The organism is Roseateles sp. P2_H4, from assembly GCF_056403315.1.
In genome coordinates this window covers 22468-37499 of sequence record NZ_JBFUFR010000010.1, presented here as the reverse complement: position 1 = coordinate 37499, position 15032 = coordinate 22468, and the positions used below count along the sequence as shown (strand labels likewise).

The following is a 15032-nucleotide window of genomic DNA, read 5'->3' as shown; positions in this document are numbered from 1 at the left end:
AAGAGACTGCCGATGAGCTTTGAGATCCATGGCACCGAGGGCATGAGCCCGGCACAGATCCGCCACGAGTTGCAGAACGGCGCACGCTGCGTCGCCTACGGCTTCTGCATCTCCATCCTCGTGATGTCCTTCAAGCGCAGCTCGGGCCTGCGCCTGCTGCGCGCCGGCGAGGCCGATTGGGGGCGGCGCATCGGCTTCTCGGTGCTGTCCCTCGTGGCCGGGCCCTGGGGCATCCCCTGGGGGCCGATCTGGACGATCAGCACCATCTTCAGCAACCTGGGCGGCGGGCGCAATGTCAGCGCCGAGCTGTTGTCGGCACTTTCCGCGCCGGAGGCCATGCCCACGGCTGCCGAGGCCGGCGCGGCACTCTGACCCACAATCCTCGCAGCCCGAGCCCGGCCTTGGCCGGGCTTCTTCATTGAAGGAACTCCATCCATGTTGAGAGGACAACGTGTCGGCCTGCGTTACCTGACCGAGGACGATCTGCCCTGGTTCAAGCGCACGCGCGGCGACCCGCAGATCTACGGCGACTTTCTGGGCACGCGGATGATGACGCCGCATGCCGTGGACCAGCGCTGGAAGGACAACGGCTTCGCCAACGAGGACGCCGAGCGCCTGCTGATCTGTCACCTGCACGACGGCAGCGTCATTGGCGACGTGGTGCACTTCGCCGCGGCCCGCTACACGACGGCGCGCGAGATTGGCTGGACGCTGGCCGACGTCGCGATGCGCGGCCAGGGGCTGGCTTCAGAGGCGGCCGCGCTGCTGGTGGACTATCTGTTCGAGAACTGGCCGGTGAACCGGCTGTCCTGCGGCATGTCGGTGCACAACCACGCGTCGCGGCGCGTGGCCGAGAAGTGCGGCTTCACGCACGAGGGCATCCAGCGCGGCGTCGTCTTCGTGGCGGGTGAGTATGTGGACTGCCATTCGCTGTCGCTGCTGCGCGGCGAGTGGGTGGCAATGAAGGGCAAGAGCGAGTGAAAGATTCCAGGGAATTCGATCTGATCGTCTTCGGCGCGACCGGCTTCACGGGCCGTCTCGTGGCGGAATACCTGCACCTCAGCGGCGCCGGCGGCGCGCGCTGGGCGATCGCGGGGCGCAGCCTCGACAAGCTCGGCAAGGTGCGGGATGAATTGCATCTGCCGGCGTCCGTCGCGCTGCTGAAGGCCGATGCGCAGGACGCCGCTTCGTTGAAGTCCCTGGTCGCACGGACCCGCTGTGTCATCACGACGGTCGGTCCCTACCAGCTCTACGGCGAGCCGCTGGCCACCGCCTGCGCTTCAGGGGGCACCGATTACGTCGACCTCTGCGGCGAGCCGCTGTGGATGGCCCGCATGATCGACAAGCTGACCCCTGCGGCGCAGAAGAGCGGTGCGCGCATCGTCTTCTCCTGCGGTTTCGATTCCATCCCCTTCGATCTCGGCGTCGTCTACCTGCAGGCCGAGGCGCAGAAGCGCTTCGGCGCGCCCCTGCCCGAGGTGCGCGGCCGCGTCGCCCGCGTCAAGGGCACGGCCTCGGGCGGCACCCTGGCCAGCATGATGGAGACCATCGAGGCCGTGCGCCGTGAGCCCGGCCTCATCAAGGTGATGACCAACCCCTTTGCGCTGACGCCGGGCTTCAAGGGCCCGCGCCAGCCCGGTGGCCAGGACGCCGACTACGACGACTGGGCCGATCGCTGGAGTGGCCCCTTCTTCATGGCCACCATCAACACCAAGAACGTGCACCGCAGCAATGCCTTGCGCGGCCACCCCTGGGGCACCGATTTCATCTACAGCGAGAAGCTGCTGACCGGCAAGCCGGGCCAGGCCGACAAGGGCCGCAAGAAGGCCGTCGCGCTGGCCCGCTTCAACAAGCTGCAGAACCTGGCCCTGGGCTTCACGCCGACGCGTGCGCTGCTGCGCCGCTTCGTGCTGGCCAAGCCCGGTGAGGGCCCGGACAAGGCGGCCCGCGAGGCGGGCCACTACGAGTGCTGGTTCACCGGCAAGTCGGCCGGCGGCGAGTTGCTGCGCGCCGTCGTCAAGGGCGACCGCGACCCCGGCTATGGCTCGACCTGCAAGCTCATCAGCGAGACGGCCTTGTGCCTCGTGCAGGACGTGAACCGCGACGCGACGGCGGGTGGCGTCTGGACGCCCGGTGCGGCCATGGGCCTGGCCCTGGTGCGCCGCCTGCAGGAGCGCGCCGGCCTGAGCTTCGAGATCGCGGCTTGACGGACGCGCCGCGCTGGGCCGTCAGCCAGCCGCGCATGCACTGGACGCTGGCGGCCAATCTGGCGCAGACGCTGGCGGCGCTGGAGGCGGCCGCGGCGGCCGGTGCCGAGGGCTGCCTCTGCACGGAGCTGGCGCTGACGGGCTTTCACCGTCGCTTGCCCGAACTGCTGGACCCGGCGACCTTGGCCGATGCCGAGGCGCAGTTGCGCGCGGCCTGCGCGCGGTTGGGCATCGCGGCCGTTGTCGGCGTGCCGAGCCTGGGTGAGGGTGGGGCGGTGTTCAACAGCCACCTCTACATCGACGCGGCGGGCCGGGACCTGGGTCGCGTGCACAAGCGTGGCCTGACCGACAGCGAGGCGACCTTTTTCGCGCGCGGCGGTGCGCGGGGCTGGACGGCCATAGCCGGCGTGCTCGCCACCTCGGTGCTGTGCCGCGAGATGCTGGACGTCGAGGCGCTGCTGCCCGAACTGCGCGCGCCAGCCGCGGACGAGCGGCCGCGTGTCATCTTCTGGCCCAGCTATATCGCCGAATCCGACCCCGAGCAGACGGCGCTCTGCCAGGCCTATCGGGCCGGCGCCGAAGTCCTCGCCCGCGAACTGGACACCTGGGTGCTGCAGAGCAACTGGCCCGAGTCGCTGAACGCGCCCGGGCAGCGCGGCTTCGGTGCGGGCGTCGTCATCGCGCCCGGCGGAAGCCGCGTCCAGACACTGCCGCGTGACGCGGCCGCGCTGGTCGTCGTGGACCTGGCTTAGCGGCGGCGCTTGGCCAGCCAGGCCAGGGCGCCCAGGCCACCCAGCAGCAGGGCGCCGCTGGCCGGTTCGGGCACGGGGGCCAGGTTGCCGCTCACGGTCACGGCGTTCAGGCCCCAGCCTTCGTCGCCAAGGCCCTGGAAGCCGGCGCGCGCCGTGCCTTCGAAGTTGAGAGGGCTTTCATAGCTGAACACCAGCTGGTTGCTGCCGCTGGCCAGCGTGACGGGCAGGCTGATCTGCAATTCGTGGGTGGCGTTGTTGACGATACCGACGGTGGCGCCATGGGGGTCGACCAGCACGCGGCTGTTGCCGCCGCCACCGATGTCCCAGGTCCCGCTGAGCACCTCGCTGCCGTTCAGCGTCACGTGCAGGATGTCGATCCAGAAGTTGTCGCCGTCCAGCGTGGTGTAGCCGGCCAGCGTGAAGGCGAGTTGGCCGGCCCCCGCGCCGGCGGCGAAGTTCAGCGCCACCGAGCTGTTGGTTTCCAGCGCGGCCGTGGGGGCCGGCAGGGTGTAGAGCGTGGCGGCCCAAGTGGGAGCGGCGGCCAGCAGGGTGGTGGCGGCCAACAGCGTCAGGCGGGGCTTGGCAATCATTTCTGGGCTCTTTCGGTGGTCGATCGGCGAAATCTAGCCTTTGTCGCGCGGCGCCGTGTCCCACGAACTTGGGAGATGCCCCCAAGCTGCGGGGGCTCAGGCGCGCCGGATCAGCGCCGCATAGCAGCCCCGGCGCGCGAAATGGGCGTGGATGTAGTCGACCTCGGGCTGGGCCAGCAGGCGCTCGATGAGCGCTTCGATGGCCGTGCCGTCGGTGATGTCGGCGTCGACCATCAGGCCGGCCGCATCGAAGGCGCGCAGCGACAGCAGCCGGCGGCGCAGCGCATCGGGCACGGTGTCAACGGCGTCGAAGGCTTGGCCCGCCTGCTCGCGCACGAAGATGGCATGACGCGAGCGGTAGGGCGTGTCGGCCGGCTGGTGCTCGTGGTTGATGAGCAGCACGGACTCGTCTGCCGTGGTGTCGCGCAGCTCGACGCGGTCGGGCAGGCCTTCGCCTTGGTACCGAAGCGCGCCGTGGGCGGCCAGTTCGGCGTCGCTGAGGCCGAAGAGATGGGCAAAGGGTTGGGCGGACAGCCCGGTGATGCGAAAGGACATGGCGTGCTCCGTTGAGGGGATGGACGCCATTCTTCAGACGCGACCGGGCCGCGTCTGGCCGCTATCGGACCTTCAATCGCGACCGGCGGGGCGTTCGAAGCCGTTGTCCACCCAAGCTTCGGCGGACGCCTGGCTGAGCTTGAAGCCGGCAGCGACCTTGACCTGGGCCAGGCGTTCGCCGGCGGCATCGAAGGCCGCCAGCCAGGCATAGGGGTCGTCCTCGGCGGGCACGATCTCCAGCGTGATCTTCAGCCAGTTGCCATCGCGCGCCACATAGAGCGCCTTGTTCAGCTGGGCGTGCAACTGCTGCTCGTGGCGGCGGAGCACCTCGGAGGCCGTCTTCACCAGCGTGTTGAAGGCGTTGACGTCCAGCGGCTTGGGGTTCTTCTTGTCGCGGCCCATCGTCCACGGGCCGACCAGGGCCGGTTCGCTCTCGCCGGCCTTGAACATGGCGACGGCCCAGCCCTCGTCGTCTTCGTTCTTGATGACCTGGGCCGTCCAGCCGTTGTCGCGCCAAAGGCGGGCTTCGAAGACGGGTTCGTCCAGATCAGTCATGCCTTCAATCCCTTGGCCAGCAGCTCGGCGACGAGTGCATTGATGCCGCCTTCATGGCTGGTGGCGCGCTCGCGCAGCTGCTCGGTCAACTCGGACGGCAGCTTGCAGGCAAAGGGAACGAGGCCGGCAGCGGCATCCAGCTTGCGCTGGGCCTTGCGGTCGGGCAGCGCAGCGGCTGCGGCGCCGAAGCGGCCGGGGGCCGCCTTGCCGCGCATCGCGCTGTCCAGCTTCAGGCCGGCCAGACGTTCGAGATCGGTTTTCTTCATGCTCATGGAGCGGATTGTCCCCCTTGGAGACAACCCGGCCCGTGAGCATCAACCGTTGGCGGCTGGCGCAGCCGGCACGACGGCCGGGGCGCGCTGCACGCGGGTCTTGCCGCCGGTCGTCACGAGGACGACGGGGTCGCCGCTGTTGAAGGCTTCGGCGCCCTTGGCCTGGACGATGGCGCGGCGTTCGCCGTTGCGCAGCTGGACGATGATTTCCAGCGCGTCTTCCTTGGTGGCGGAACGCTCGATGGCGTTGCCGATGACGGCACCGGCGACGGCGCCGATGACGCCGACGACCGCGCCTTCACGGCGGCCGCCGACCGAGCTGCCGGCAATGGCGCCGGTCACGCCACCGGCCACGCCGCCGACGCCGCTCTGCGAGCCGTCCACGGTGACGGGGCGGGAGGACAGCACGGTGGCGTCCTGGACCTGCGACAGGCGCTGCGCGTCACCGCGCTGGACGACATCGGGGCTGGTCGTCGAGCAGGCCGACAGCGCAACAGCCGCGGCCAGGGTGAGGGAAGTCATGAGCTTGGACATTCGAATACTCCTTGGGCAAAACGGCAGCCCAACGCTGGCAATTGTCCTGCCGTTGACGGCTCGACGCTCTCGACTACAACTCTTTACCGTTGAAGGTCAACGGGAATGACCCTGTCACCCGTGCAGGCGCGAGTTGCGCGGCACGCTGGCGAGCAGGAATTCCATCTGGTCGGCCAGGATGCGGCGGCCGCGCAGGATCATGTCCTCGTGCAGGCTGGGCACATAGGGCAGGTAGAGCAGGCTCATGTGCGCCTCTTCCGGCATCCGGTTGCCCTTGCGGCCGTTGCAGGGTCGGCAGGCGGTGATGCAGTTCATCCAGGTGTCGTAGCCGCCGCGCGACGTCGGGTGGATGTGTTCGCGCGTCAGGTCTTCCGGCAGGCAGTGGTGGCCGCAGTAGGCGCAGACGAAGCGGTCGCGCACGAAGAGCTTGCTGTTGGTCAGGGCCGGCGCCTGGCGCCAGGCCCGGCTGGGCACGGCACCGCGCACGGCAATGATGGGATGCACTTCGATGCGCGACTGGCGGCCGGTGATGCGCTGCCAGCCCCCGCGCAGCACCTGGCAGGGGTCGCCCAGCGTCCAGGCGACGCCATCGCAGGCGTAGATCACGGCCGCTTCGCGGGTCGTGATCCAGGCCTGGGGGCGGCCGGAGACATCGAGTTGGAGCACATCCACAGAAGTCAACCTCCTGCCGGAGACTACTTCAGAAGCGACCTGGCGCTCAAGCACTGGTCCATGACACGTGGCGGTGGTGTCTGTATTTGGGGCCGAGCGCCGGGCCGCCCCTAGCCGGCCCGTCGGGCGAAGTGCATGCGGCTCGATGCCGCATGCGTCGCCATCCCCTCGGGGGATCGGCCGGACACGCCCCGCGTTCAGCGGTGCGAGGCCGGACGAGGGGCTAGGGTTTGCGCTAGGTTGGTGGCAGTATTAGACACATCACCCTAGGATTTAGGGGCACGAGGCTGGCGCTGTCGCGGGAGCGACCTGCAAAATAGAACGATCGTTCGTTTTATTCCTGCCTGGTCTGTCCGTGAGCACGCTGCCCGTCCCCGCCAAGAAAACCGCCCCGCTGCGCGTTGCGAAGCCGGCCCGCGTTGCGCGCTCGCTGCAAAAAGGCCAGCAGACCCGCGCTGCCATCCTCGAGGCCGCCCTCGGCCTGGCCTCGCACATGGGCCTGGAAGGCCTGTCCATCGGCGCGCTGGCCGATGTGACGGCCATGAGCAAGTCGGGCGTCTTTGCCCACTTCGGCTCGCGTGAGGAACTGCAGATCGCGGTCGTCACGGAGTATCACGCCAAGTTCGAGGAAGAAGTCTTCTTCACCGCCATCCGCGAGACCCGTGGCCTGCCGCGGCTGCGCGCGATGTTCGAGCGCTGGGTGCGCCGCGTGTCGGTGGAAGTGGATTCCGGCTGCATCTACATCAGCGGCGCCGTCGAGTTCGACGATCGCCCCGGCCCGGTGCGCGACGCGCTGGTGGCCATGGTCAAGGCCTGGCATGCGGCCCTGCAGAAGGCCATCCAGCTGTCCATCAGCGAGGGCCATCTGAAGGCCGATGCCGACGTCGAGCAGATCTGCTTCGAACTGCACGGCCTCATCCTGTCCCTGCACCACGATGCGCGCTTCATGCGCATCCCCGGGGCGCTGGCGCGCGCCGGTATCGGTTTCGACCGAACCATCCAGTTCTATGCCACGCCGCTGGGCCTCGACATCGAGGGCAGCCGCAAGCTTCCAAAGACCGGCGCCACCAAGCGCTGACCTGTTTCTTGACCCACTGACCGTTCCAGGAGTACCCGATGCCCCAGTACACCCCGCCCATGCGTGACATGCAGTTCGTCATGCACGAGCTGTTGAACGTCGTCGACGAGCTGAAGATGTTGCCGGCTCATGCCGACATCGACGCCGACACGATCAACGCGGTGCTCGAGGAAGGTGGCAAGTTCGCCGCCGAAGTCATCGCCCCGATCAACCTCAGCGGCGACTCCGAAGGTTGCACCCTCGACAAGGCCACCCACGAGGTGCGCACGCCCAAGGGCTTCAAGGACGCCTACCAGCAGTACGTCGAAGGCGGCTGGGCAGCCCTCTCCTGCGACACGCAGTTCGGCGGCCAGGGCCTGCCGTATCTGGTGAACCAGTTCTTCTACGAGATGCTGAACTCGGCCAACCAGGCCTGGACGATGTATCCCGGCCTGAGCCATGGCGCCTACGAGGCCCTGCATGCCCACGGCACGCCCGAGCAGCAGGCCACCTATCTGCCCAAGCTGACCAGCGGCGAATGGACCGGCACCATGTGCCTGACCGAGCCGCACTGCGGCACCGACCTCGGCATGCTGCGCACCAAGGCCGAACCGCAGGCGGACGGCACGTACAAGATCACCGGCGCCAAGATCTTCATCTCGGCCGGTGAGCACGACATGGCCGCCAACATCATCCACCTGGTGCTCGCGCGCCTGCCGGATGCGCCGCAGGGCTCCAAGGGCATCTCGCTGTTCGTCGTGCCCAAGTTCAACATCAACGCCGACGGCTCGCTGGGTTCGCGCAACGGCATCTTCTGCTCCGGCCTCGAGCACAAGATGGGCATCCACGGCAACTCCACCGCGCAGATCGTGCTGGAAGGCGCCGTCGGCACCATGGTGGGCCAGCCCAACAAGGGCCTGGCCGCGATGTTCGTCATGATGAACGCGGCCCGCCTGGGCGTGGGCAACCAGTCCCTCGGCCTGACCGAGGTGGCCTACCAGAACGCCGTGGCCTATGCGAAGGATCGCCTGCAGATGCGCGCGCTCTCCGGCCCCAAGGCGCCGGACAAGCCCGCCGACCCCATCATCGTCCACCCCGATGTGCGCAAGATGCTGCTGACCGCTCGCGCCTTCGCCGAAGGCGGCCGCATGCTGCAGGGCTACACCGTGCTGCAGCTCGACAAGGCCATCAAAAGCGATGACGAGGACGAGCGCAAGGAAGCCGACGCCGAAGTCGCGCTGCTGACGCCCATCATCAAGGCCTTCATCACCGACAACGGCTGGCTGGCCACGTCGCACTGCATGCAGGTGTTCGGCGGCCACGGCTTCATCCATGAGTCGGGCATGGAGCAGTTCGTGCGCGATGCGCGCATCAACATGATCTATGAGGGCACCAACACCATCCAGTCGTTGGACCTGCTGGGCCGCAAGGTGCTGGGCAACAACGGCGCCACGCTGAAGAAGTTCGGCAGGAAGATCGCCGCCTTCATCGAGGAAGAGGGCACCAACGAAGCCATGCAGGAGTTCGTCAACCCGCTCGCCGACCTCGGCGACAAGGTCAACAAGCTCACGCAGGAAATCGGCATGAAGGCCTTCGGCAACCCCGACGAAGTCGGCGCCGCGGCGGTGGACTATCTGCGCGTGGTCGGCCACATGACCTTTGCCTTCTTCTTCGCCCAGGCCGCCAAGATCGCGCTGGCCAAGAAGGACAGCGGCGACCCGTTCTACACCGCCAAGCTGGCCACGGCGCGCTTCTACTTCGCCAAGCTGCTGCCCGAGACGGCGACGCTGATCCGCACCTGCCGTGCGGGCCTGGCGCCGCTGATGGAAATGGAAGAAGCCCTGTTCTGAGACAAGGTCGAGCCCGCTCGACGACAAGGATGCCCCCGATGAAACTCCTGTTCGCTGCCGCCCTGCTGTTGCCCGCGTTTGCCTTCGCGCAGACTTCACCCGTGGGCCTGTGGAAGACCATCGACGACGACGGCAAAACCGCGAAGTCGCTGGTCCGCATCAGCGAACAGGGGGGCACCCTCGTGGGCAGCATCGACAAGCTGCTGGACCCGAAAGACCCTGTCGACGGCAAGTGCGACAAGTGCAGCGACGATCGCAAGGACAAGCCCGTCGTCGGCCTGCAGATCATCCGCGGCGTGAAGGCCGAGGGTGAGGGCATCTGGGGCGGCGGCGAGATCCTCGACCCCAACAACGGCAAGACCTACCGCACCCGCTTGAAGCCGGTGGACGGTGGCAAGAAACTGGAGATGCGCGGCTATATCGGCCCCTTCTACCGCACGCAGACCTGGCTCCGCGTGGAATGACAGACATCAACGATTGAGACAGGAGAAGTACATGAGTCGATTCCAAGTCCGCAAGGTCGCCGTGCTCGGCGCCGGCGTGATGGGCGCACAGATCGCCGCCCACCTGGTCAACTGCAAGGTGCCGGTCGTGCTGTTCGATCTGCCCGCCAAGGAAGGTGCCAAGAACGGCATCGTCACCAAGGCCGTCGACGGCCTGAAGAAGCTCAAGCCCGCACCGCTGGGCGACAGCGCTGAAGCGACGCTGATCCAGCAGGCCAACTACGAAGAGCACCTGGAAGTGCTCAAGGGCTGCGACCTCATCATCGAGGCCATCGCCGAGCGCATGGACTGGAAGCTCGACCTGTACACCAAGATCGCGCCCTTCGTGGCGCCGCACGCCATCGTCGCGTCCAACACCTCGGGCCTGAGCATCACCAAGCTCTCCGAAGTGCTGCCCGAAGAAATCAAGCCGCGCTTCTGCGGCATCCATTTCTTCAACCCGCCGCGCTATATGGCCCTGGTCGAGCTGATCAACACGCCGACCACCCAGCCCGAGATCCTCGACCAGCTCGAAGCCTTCGTGACCACGTCGCTGGGCAAGAGCGTCGTGCGCGCCCACGACACGCCCAACTTTGTCGCCAACCGGGTCGGCATCGCCGGCATGATGGCCACGATGATCGAGGCCGAGAAGTTCGGCCTCTCCGTGGACGTCGTCGACGACCTGACCGGCAAGAAGCTGGGCCGCGCCTCCAGCGGCACCTTCCGCACCGCGGACGTGGTCGGCCTGGACACCATGGCCCACGTCGTCAAGACCATGCAGGACAACCTGAAGGACGACCCCTTCTACTCGACCTACGCCACGCCCAAGGTGCTGGCGGGTCTGATCGAAAAGGGCGCCCTGGGCCAGAAGACTGGCGCCGGCTTCTACAAGAAGGTCGGCAAGGACATCCAGCGCCTGGACTTCGCGACCGGTGACTACGTCGCCGGCGGCAAGAAGGCCGACGAGATCGTCGCCCGCATGCTGAAGAAGGCGCCGGCCGACCGCCTCAAGCTGCTGCGCGAGAGCACCAACCCGCAAGCCCAGTTCCTGTGGGCCATCCTGCGCGACAGCTTCCACTACGCGGCCGTGCACCTGAACATGGTGGCCGACACGGCCCGCGAGATCGACTTCGCGATGCGTTGGGGTTTCGGCACCACCCAAGGCCCCTTCGAGCTTTGGCAGGCCGCCGGCTGGAAGCAAGTGGCTGAATGGATTTCCGCCGACATCGCCGACGGCAAGACGCTGGCGAGCGCGCCGCTGCCCGCCTGGGTGACGGAAGGCCCGGTGGCCGAAGCCGGTGGCGTGCACACGCCGGCCGGTTCGTGGAGCGCCGCTGAAGGCAAGTTCAAGCCGCGCAGCGAGCTGCCGGTCTACAAGCGCCAGGCCTTCCCGGAGAGCCTGCTGGGCTCCGGCGCCGCCGACCCGCTGAAGAGCGGCACCGAGCTGTTCAAGAACGAGGAAGTGCGCGTCTGGACGTTGGACGGCAACGTCGTCATCGCTTCCATCACCGCCAAGCTGCACCTGATCAGCCCGGCCGTCACCGAAGGCCTGCTGAAGGCCGTCGAGATCGCCGAAGCCGACTACAAGGGCCTGGTGATCTGGTCGCCGGACGATGTGTTCTCCGCTGGCGCCAATCTCGAAAGCCTGATGCCTGTCTTCATGAAGATGGGCAGCAAGGGCATCGCGCCGGAAGAGAAGAAGCTGCAGGACATGATGCTGCGCCTGCGCTACGCCAGCGTGCCGGTCGTCGCCGCGATGCGCGGCTTGGCCCTGGGCGGTGGTGCCGAGCTGGCCGTGCACTGCGCACGCCGTGTCGCCCACGTCGAGAGCTATGTGGGCCTGGTCGAAGTCGGCGTGGGCCTGGTGCCCGGCGGTGGCGGCTTGACCTATATCGCCCGTCGCGCCGCCGAGATGGCCGCCGCTGGCAATGCCGGTGCCGACATCCTGGCCTTCCTGAAGGACGGCTTCCTGACCGCAGCCACGGCCAAGGTCGCGACCTCGGCGCACGAAGCCAAGAAGAACGGCTTCCTGCTGGACAGCGACATCATCGTCCCGCACAAGGACGAGCTGCTGCACGTGGCCACGGCCACCGCCATCGGCATGTCCGAAGCCGGTTACCGCCCGCCGCACAAGGCGCTGTTCCCGGTCGCCGGCCGCAGCGGCATCGCGACGATCAAGGGCCAGGTCGCCAATATGCGCGACGGCGGCTTCGTCAGCGCCCACGACTACCACCTGGCCGCGGCGATTGCCGACGTGGTCTGCGGTGGTGAGGTCGAGGCCGGTTCCCTCGTCACCGAGGAATACCTGATGGCGTTGGAGCGCAAGCACTTCTGCAGCTTGCTCGACAACCCGAAGACTCAAGAGCGAATCATGGGCATGTTGCAAACCGGCAAGCCTGTCCGCAACTGAGATCAATCGTGAACCGGCTTCAACGCACCCTCGCCAAGCTGGACGGCCTGCCTGGCCCGCTGCGGGGCGCCGCGCGCAACTTCGCGTTGCGCCGCGCAGTGCCCTTCACGGGCACGGCATCGCTCGATTTCATTGCCCTCACGCCCGAGAGCAGCGAGATCCGCGTCGCCAACAAACGCCCGGTGCAGAACCACATCAAGGGCGTGCATGCGGCTGCGATGTCGCTGCTCGCCGAGACCGCCACCGGCATGGTGGTGGGCATGAATGTGCGTGACGACTGCCTGCCGCTGTGCAAGTCGCTGCAGGTGAACTTCAGGAAGCGTGCGACCGGTGGCCTGACCGCCAAAGCGCACCTGACGGAAGCCCAACGCGCCAGCATGGCCAGCGACACCAAGGGTGAAGTGCGGGTCGCCGTGACCGTGACCGACGAAGCCGGCATCGAGCCGATCGAGTGTGAATTTGTCTGGGCCTGGGTGCCCAAAGAAAAGCCCCAGGCTTAAGTAAAGGAAAGACCATGAGCAAGCAAGTCCAAGACGCCTACATCGTCTCCGCCACCCGTCTGCCCATTGGCAAGAGCGGCCGCGGCTTCTACAAGAACACCCGCCCCGACGAAATGCTCGTCAAGGTCATGCAGGCCGTGCTGGCGCAGGCCCCGGGCCTGGACCCGGCCGCGATTGAAGACGCCATCGTCGGCTGCTCCTTCCCCGAAGGCGAGCAGGGCATGAACATCGCCCGCGTCGCCTCGGTGCTGGCGGGCCTGGGCCCGACCATCGGTGGCGTGACGATCAACCGCTACTGCGCCTCCGGCATCACCGCCGTGCAGATGGCCGCGGACCGCATCCGCGTCGGCGAAGCCGACGTGATGTTCGCCGGCGGCGTCGAGTCCATGTCGATGATCCCGATGGGCGGCAACAAGCCGTCCCTGAGCCCGCTGATCTTCGAGAAAGACGAGAACATCGGCATCGCCTACGGCATGGGCCTGACGGCCGAGAAGGTCGCCGCGCAGTGGAAGATCAGCCGCGAAGCGCAGGACGAGTTCTCGGTGGAATCGCACCGCCGCGCCGTGGCCGCCATGGCGGCCGGCCACTTCGACGCCGAGATGACGCCCTTCGACGTCATCGAGCGCACGCCCAACTTGGCTGACGGCACCGTCAACACCAAGACCCGCACCGTCAAGCTCGACGAAGGCGCCCGCCCCGACACGTCGCTCGAAGGCCTGGCCAAGCTCAAGCCGGTGTTCGCCGCCAAGGGCAGCGTCACCGCCGGCAACAGCTCGCAGACCTCCGACGGCTCGGGCGGCCTGCTGATCGTCAGCGAAGCGGCCCTCAAGCGCTACAACCTGACGCCGCTGGCCCGCTTCGTGTCCTTCGCCGTGCGCGGCGTGCCGCCGGAAATCATGGGCATCGGCCCCATCGCCGCCATCCCCGTCGCGCTGAAGGCCGCCGGCATCAGCGCCGCCGACCTGGACTGGATCGAGCTGAACGAAGCCTTCGCCGCGCAGTCGCTGGCCGTGCTGAACGACCTCGACAGCAAGGGCATCGTGCTGGACCGCAGCAAGGTCAACCCGAACGGCGGCGCGATTGCGCTGGGCCACCCGCTGGGCGCCACCGGCGCCATCCGTGCGGCCTCGGTCATCCACAACCTGCGCCGCACCGGTGGCAAGTACGGCATGGTCACAATGTGCGTCGGCGCCGGCCAGGGCGCTGCTGGCATCTTCGAAAGGCTGTAAACCATGGACCGTCGCCGCGCGCTCAAGACCACCACGGTGTTGCTCGCGGCGACCCCGCTCGCCGCTTGCACCGGCAGGCTGACGACCTTCACGAGCTGGAAGCAGGCCCAGGAGGCCGTGCTGGAGCTGCTGTTCAGCCCCAAGGTCGTGCAGGACAACCCCTGGAACCTCAGCCAGGTCATGCAGCATCTGGCCCAGAGCATCGAGTTCTCGATGCAGGGCTTCCCGGCGCTCAAGGGCGCCTGGTTCCGCTCCTCCATCGGCTCGGCCGCGTTTGCCGTCTTCAACGCACGTGGCGCGATGAGCCACAGCCTGGACGAGCCCATCCCCGGTGCGCCGGCGCTGGACGCCTCGCAGGCGCTCAAGACCTCGGTGAACCGGCTGCTCGAGGCCATGGATGCCTTCGCCCAATTCAACGGCACACTGCGGCCTCATTTCGCCTACGGTGAGCTGACCAAGCCGCAGTACGAGCGAGCCCATCTGATGCACCTGGCCAATCACTGGACCCAGTTCCAGGCAAAAACGGCCACTGCTTGAAGGAAGCCCCATGACCATCAAGAACTACACCGTCAACGGCGTCGCGACCATCGAGATCGCCCGCCCCGAGAAGAAGAACGCGATCACCCAGGCCATGTACCAGGCCATGGCCGATGCGCTGCGCGCGGCGGACGCCGACCCGGCCGTGCGTGCCGTGCTGATCACCGGCCAGCCCGGCATCTTCACGTCGGGCAACGACCTGGAAGACTTCATGGCCGGCCCGACGCGCGGCGAAGACGCGCCGACCTTCCAGTTCATGCACGCGCTGGTGGACAGCACCAAGCCGGTGGTCGCCGCCGTGACCGGTGCCGCCATCGGCATCGGCACCACCATGCTGCTGCACTGCGACTTCGTCTTTGTCTCCGACGAAGCCCGCTTGGCCATGCCCTTCGTGGCCCTGGGCCTGGTGCCGGAGTTCGCCTCCAGCGTCGTGCTGCCCCAGCTGATCGGCAACCGCCGTGCGGCCGAGAAGTTGCTGCTGGGCGACCCCTTCACGGGTGAGCAGGCCGTCGAGTGCGGCATCGCCAACCGCGTGCTGCCGGGCAGCGAGGTGCTGAACCACGCCCGCCGCATCGCCGAGCGCTTCAACACGCTGGCCCCTGGTGCCGTGCGCGACAGCAAGAAGCTGATCCGCGACGCCCAGCGCGACGCCGTCAAGGCCGCCATCACGCGCGAGGCCGAGATCTTCGGTGCCCGCCTGCGCAGCCCGGAAGCGATGGAGGCTTTTCAAGCCTTCTTCCAGAAACGCGCGCCGGACTTCTCCAAATTCTCCTGACCGTCACGAAAGTCGCGCTCGGCCCGCTGCTGATCTGGCAGGGCCGCCGGGTGCG

General features: G+C 67.5%; 18 protein-coding genes. 12 read left to right on the top strand and 6 right to left on the bottom strand.

Features of this window, described 5'->3' with window-relative positions; genetic code table 11:
* Positions 1-12 precede the first annotated feature (12 nt).
* The 4 genes from AC1DW3_RS09785 (at position 13) to AC1DW3_RS09770 (ending at position 2959) form a co-directional block, all read left to right on the top strand.
* Positions 13-372, top strand: a complete 360-nt coding sequence (locus AC1DW3_RS09785; RefSeq protein WP_477930904.1) for a hypothetical protein — start codon at positions 13-15, stop codon at positions 370-372.
* Positions 373-435: 63 nt separating this feature from the next.
* Positions 436-981 carry a GNAT family N-acetyltransferase gene (locus AC1DW3_RS09780; RefSeq protein WP_477930902.1) on the top strand — a complete coding sequence of 182 codons (546 nt, stop codon included), beginning with the start codon at positions 436-438 and terminating at the stop codon, positions 979-981.
* The gene (locus AC1DW3_RS09775; protein ID WP_477930900.1) at positions 978-2207 is read left to right on the top strand and encodes a saccharopine dehydrogenase family protein; all 1230 of its coding nucleotides are present in this window, start codon (positions 978-980) and stop codon (positions 2205-2207) included. Before AC1DW3_RS09780 ends, AC1DW3_RS09775 begins: the two co-directional genes overlap by 4 nt.
* Positions 2204-2959: a nitrilase-related carbon-nitrogen hydrolase gene (locus AC1DW3_RS09770; protein WP_477930898.1), complete on the top strand. Its 756-nt coding sequence runs from the start codon at positions 2204-2206 to the stop codon at positions 2957-2959. Before AC1DW3_RS09775 ends, AC1DW3_RS09770 begins: the two co-directional genes overlap by 4 nt.
* On the opposite strand, the gene AC1DW3_RS09765 is transcribed toward AC1DW3_RS09770, so the two are convergent.
* The 6 genes from AC1DW3_RS09765 to AC1DW3_RS09740 form a co-directional block, all read right to left on the bottom strand.
* Positions 2956-3549 (bottom strand): PEP-CTERM sorting domain-containing protein, encoded by a 594-nt coding sequence (locus tag AC1DW3_RS09765; protein WP_477930897.1) that lies wholly within the window; start codon positions 3547-3549, stop codon positions 2956-2958. The genes AC1DW3_RS09770 and AC1DW3_RS09765 overlap by 4 nt on opposite strands.
* 96 nt (positions 3550-3645) lie before the next feature.
* Positions 3646-4104 (bottom strand): DUF1203 domain-containing protein, encoded by a 459-nt coding sequence (locus tag AC1DW3_RS09760; protein ID WP_477930895.1) that lies wholly within the window; start codon positions 4102-4104, stop codon positions 3646-3648.
* Positions 4105-4176: 72 nt separating this feature from the next.
* A complete protein-coding gene (locus AC1DW3_RS09755; RefSeq protein ID WP_477930893.1) occupies positions 4177-4659 on the bottom strand; it encodes a hypothetical protein in 483 nt (160 codons plus the stop codon).
* Positions 4656-4931, bottom strand: a complete 276-nt coding sequence (locus tag AC1DW3_RS09750) for a hypothetical protein (RefSeq protein WP_477930891.1) — start codon at positions 4929-4931, stop codon at positions 4656-4658. Before AC1DW3_RS09750 ends, AC1DW3_RS09755 begins: the two co-directional genes overlap by 4 nt.
* A 42-nt stretch (positions 4932-4973) precedes the next feature.
* Positions 4974-5453 (bottom strand): outer membrane lipoprotein, encoded by a 480-nt coding sequence (locus tag AC1DW3_RS09745; RefSeq protein WP_477930889.1) that lies wholly within the window; start codon positions 5451-5453, stop codon positions 4974-4976.
* Between the two features lie 126 nt (positions 5454-5579).
* Positions 5580-6137: an HNH endonuclease gene (locus tag AC1DW3_RS09740; protein ID WP_477930887.1), complete on the bottom strand. Its 558-nt coding sequence runs from the start codon at positions 6135-6137 to the stop codon at positions 5580-5582.
* A gap of 364 nt (positions 6138-6501) precedes the next feature.
* Here AC1DW3_RS09740 and AC1DW3_RS09735 point away from each other — a divergent pair, with 364 nt between their 5' ends.
* The 8 genes from AC1DW3_RS09735 to AC1DW3_RS09700 are packed head-to-tail and all read left to right on the top strand — an operon-like array spanning position 6502 to position 14977.
* Entirely contained in the window at positions 6502-7215 is a 714-nt protein-coding gene (locus AC1DW3_RS09735; protein WP_477931078.1) for a TetR/AcrR family transcriptional regulator, read from the top strand.
* A 38-nt stretch (positions 7216-7253) separates the two neighbouring features.
* Positions 7254-9044, top strand: coding sequence for an acyl-CoA dehydrogenase C-terminal domain-containing protein (locus AC1DW3_RS09730; protein WP_477930886.1), 1791 nt, complete (start codon positions 7254-7256; stop codon positions 9042-9044).
* A gap of 38 nt (positions 9045-9082) precedes the next feature.
* On the top strand, positions 9083-9508 hold the full coding sequence (locus AC1DW3_RS09725) for a DUF2147 domain-containing protein (protein ID WP_477930884.1): 426 nt from the start codon (positions 9083-9085) through the stop codon (positions 9506-9508).
* 31 nt (positions 9509-9539) lie between these two features.
* Positions 9540-11936, top strand: coding sequence for a 3-hydroxyacyl-CoA dehydrogenase/enoyl-CoA hydratase family protein (locus AC1DW3_RS09720; protein ID WP_477930882.1), 2397 nt, complete (start codon positions 9540-9542; stop codon positions 11934-11936).
* Positions 11937-11944: 8 nt separating this feature from the next.
* Complete coding sequence (locus tag AC1DW3_RS09715) at positions 11945-12436, top strand: DUF4442 domain-containing protein (protein WP_477930880.1); 492 nt, start codon at positions 11945-11947, stop codon at positions 12434-12436.
* Positions 12437-12450: 14 nt separating this feature from the next.
* Positions 12451-13665: an acetyl-CoA C-acyltransferase gene (locus AC1DW3_RS09710; RefSeq protein WP_477930879.1), complete on the top strand. Its 1215-nt coding sequence runs from the start codon at positions 12451-12453 to the stop codon at positions 13663-13665.
* A 3-nt stretch (positions 13666-13668) separates the two neighbouring features.
* On the top strand, positions 13669-14202 hold the full coding sequence (locus AC1DW3_RS09705; RefSeq protein ID WP_477930878.1) for a DUF1569 domain-containing protein: 534 nt from the start codon (positions 13669-13671) through the stop codon (positions 14200-14202).
* 10 nt (positions 14203-14212) lie between these two features.
* Positions 14213-14977, top strand: a complete 765-nt coding sequence (locus tag AC1DW3_RS09700; RefSeq protein WP_477930876.1) for an enoyl-CoA hydratase — start codon at positions 14213-14215, stop codon at positions 14975-14977.
* The last annotated feature ends 55 nt before the right edge of the window (positions 14978-15032 follow it).

Bases quoted from the DNA above. Each gene is read 5' to 3' on its own strand.
- AC1DW3_RS09765 (WP_477930897.1), bottom strand. From the start codon at position 3,549: ATGATTGCCAAGCCCCGCCTGACGCTGTTGGCCGCCACCACCCTGCTG.
- AC1DW3_RS09705 (WP_477930878.1), top strand. From the start codon at position 13,669: ATGGACCGTCGCCGCGCGCTCAAGACCACCACGGTGTTGCTCGCGGCG.
- AC1DW3_RS09710 (WP_477930879.1), top strand. From the start codon at position 12,451: ATGAGCAAGCAAGTCCAAGACGCCTACATCGTCTCCGCCACCCGTCTG.
- AC1DW3_RS09720 (WP_477930882.1), top strand. From the start codon at position 9,540: ATGAGTCGATTCCAAGTCCGCAAGGTCGCCGTGCTCGGCGCCGGCGTG.
- AC1DW3_RS09725 (WP_477930884.1), top strand. From the start codon at position 9,083: ATGAAACTCCTGTTCGCTGCCGCCCTGCTGTTGCCCGCGTTTGCCTTC.
- AC1DW3_RS09785 (WP_477930904.1), top strand. From the start codon at position 13: ATGAGCTTTGAGATCCATGGCACCGAGGGCATGAGCCCGGCACAGATC.
- AC1DW3_RS09755 (WP_477930893.1), bottom strand. From the start codon at position 4,659: ATGACTGATCTGGACGAACCCGTCTTCGAAGCCCGCCTTTGGCGCGAC.
- AC1DW3_RS09780 (WP_477930902.1), top strand. From the start codon at position 436: ATGTTGAGAGGACAACGTGTCGGCCTGCGTTACCTGACCGAGGACGAT.
- AC1DW3_RS09730 (WP_477930886.1), top strand. From the start codon at position 7,254: ATGCCCCAGTACACCCCGCCCATGCGTGACATGCAGTTCGTCATGCAC.
- AC1DW3_RS09760 (WP_477930895.1), bottom strand. From the start codon at position 4,104: ATGTCCTTTCGCATCACCGGGCTGTCCGCCCAACCCTTTGCCCATCTC.
- AC1DW3_RS09700 (WP_477930876.1), top strand. From the start codon at position 14,213: ATGACCATCAAGAACTACACCGTCAACGGCGTCGCGACCATCGAGATC.
- AC1DW3_RS09745 (WP_477930889.1), bottom strand. From the start codon at position 5,453: ATGACTTCCCTCACCCTGGCCGCGGCTGTTGCGCTGTCGGCCTGCTCG.
- AC1DW3_RS09750 (WP_477930891.1), bottom strand. From the start codon at position 4,931: ATGAGCATGAAGAAAACCGATCTCGAACGTCTGGCCGGCCTGAAGCTG.